The following is a 2341-nucleotide window of genomic DNA, read 5'->3' on the forward strand; positions in this document are numbered from 1 at the left end:
GCAGCGACTGGCTCCACGCGGTCAGGTCGTAGATCTGGTCGGGCTCGCGCCGGGAGCGCCGGTCGATCTGTTCCTGAAGGAAGTCCTCCGCCATGGGCACATGCGCGTCGAGCAGGTTGCGCGCGAACCGGTGCGTCGGCTGGTCCATGGGGACGATGAAGGTCCCCTCGGCCGGGAGCTGACGTCCGGCCACGTCGACCGGCCCGCTGGCCTCGCGCACCTCGATGCCGTTGCGCACCAGCATGCGCGCCAGCCGCTCCGCCATCCCCGGGTCGTGCGCCGAGTGGAGCACGTACTCGGCAACACCCTGGCTTCCCAGCTCGATCCCCTCGCGGCGGAACGCCAGGTAGTCGCGCAGGATGCTCTCCCGGTTCACGGCGGAGGTGTGCGCCGTGGCCATCGCCGCGGTGAAGTGATGCAGGACGCCGTCCCCGTAGGTGAGCACATCGCCGTCGGACTGCTCGAGCACCAGCGCGCGCGCCGACGCCTGTTCGTAGGTCATGCCGAGCGCGCCGTGGTTCATCGGCCACATGTCCACGTAGCCCGGATAGAAGAGGTCGTAGACTTCGCGGTTGAAGTAGGCAAAGCCCCGCGCGTCGAACGCGGCGGCGTTGGCGCGACCGAAGACGTCCATCAGCGCGATCTGGCGCTCGCCGTACCAGGGGTTTTCAGGGGGTGCCGTGGGCGGAAAGAAATAGGTGGCGTTGCCGCCCATCTCATGCAAATCGGCCACGATGTGCGGCCAGTACTCCAGGAAGATGCGCACCTTGCCCTGCGTCTCCGCCTGACTCTGAATGAAGAGGTCGCGGTTCAGGTCGAACAGGTAGTGGTTGACGCGCCCGCCCGGCCAGCGCTCGTCGTGCTCCGCCGAAAACGCCTCCACGTTGGGCCGGACCGCCGCCGCCATGGTGTTCTCCTGGACGAAGCGGTTGCGCCCGTCCGGGTTCTCGTTCGGATCGATGAGCACCGGCAGCCCGGCGATGAGCTCGTCGGCCTCGGCGTCCGACAGCCCTTCGGGGTGGGCCAGCCGCGCCAGCCCGGCCTTCACCTCGTCCAGTGACGCGATCCGCTCGGGCGACCCGACCACCATGATCACCAGCGGCCGCCCTTCCCAGCTGTCGGCATAGTGGACCAGGTGGGTCCGGTCCGGGGCCGCCTCCGCCAGCACCTCGAAGTAGCGCACGACCTGGTCGGGGGGCGTGACCACCTCCCAGACCTCGTGCCCCACCACGGATTGTATTGTGGGGATGGCCGGGTCGTACGTCGTACCGGGGACGAACTCGCCCGGCGAGGCGGGTGCCTGGGGGCCGGGAAGCTGCAGCAGCGCGGCGAGGGCGATGGTGGCAAGCATGATTCTCGCGGAGGATGGGGATCAGGCGTGCGTGGTCCGCGCAACGCGGGCGGAGCCAGAGGACACGGGGACGGAACCGGATGATTCTAAGGAGGCGGCGGGATTACCGGAACATGCACGCGCCCGAGTGGGGAATTCGGGCCAACGCCTTGGCGGCATCTCGGGCATCCGTCATGATGCCGCCCATCTGCGCGTGAGGCTCAGGCGTGTAGGTTGTTCGAGGGCCGTCTCCCGACGGCCTGCGAGGACGCGGGGGCTGTGACCCCCACCCAATCAATGGACTCCCGCCATTCCGCACTTCCCTCAGCATCTCCAATGACGCCAAAACGCTTCAACATCTTCATCGCCAGCCCGCTCGAGCCCGACCAGGTGGAGCGCATCCGCGCCGTCGACCCCGAGCGGCTCGATGTCGTCCACGACCCGGATGTTCTTCCCCCCAAGCGCTACGAGGCCGACCACACCGGTCCGGCCGACTTCCGCCGCACGCCGGAACAGCAGGCGCGCTGGCGAGCGCACCTCGGACGCGCCGACATCCTCTGGGACTTCCCGCCACGCAATCCGGACGGCAGCGGGGGGCTCGCATACGCGCCCAACGTGCGCTGGATCCAGGGGACGAGTTCAGGTGTGGGCCGCACGGTCGAAGCGTTGGGCCTTCTGGACTCGGATCTGCTCATCACCACCGCGCGCGGCGTGCACGGCGGCCCGCTGGCCGAGTTCGTCTTCCTGATCCTGCTCGCGCACGTGCGCAAGTTCGCGCATCTCACCGACCTTCAGCGCCGGCACCTGTGGGAGCGTTTCTGCGGAGAGGAACTGGAGGGCAGGACCCTGGCGATCATCGGGGCGGGGGAGGTCGGCCGCCAGGTGGCGCGGGTTGGCCGAAGCTTCGGGATGAGAGTCGTGGCGCTGGCCAGCCCGGGATCGCGCCGTTCAGCCGCGGAGCTTGGCGTGGACGCGCTCCATCCGAACGACGCCATGCACGAGATGCTGGCG

Annotated in this window: 2 protein-coding genes; one reads left to right on the forward strand and one right to left on the reverse strand. The window is 68.9% G+C overall.

Annotation, left to right across the window (positions count from 1 at the left end; genetic code table 11):
• On the reverse strand, positions 1 to 1351 hold a 1351-nt coding region (locus OXU32_00600), incomplete at its 3' end, for a hypothetical protein (GenBank protein MDE0072469.1).
• A gap of 315 nt (positions 1352 to 1666) precedes the next feature.
• Between OXU32_00600 and OXU32_00605 the strand changes: the two genes are divergently transcribed.
• Positions 1667 to 2341 (forward strand): hypothetical protein (locus OXU32_00605; protein ID MDE0072470.1); only part of this gene is annotated, 675 nt, incomplete at its 3' end.

Source organism: Gammaproteobacteria bacterium, from assembly GCA_028819075.1.
GTDB lineage: Bacteria > Gemmatimonadota > Gemmatimonadetes > Longimicrobiales > Gaopeijiaceae > BD2-11.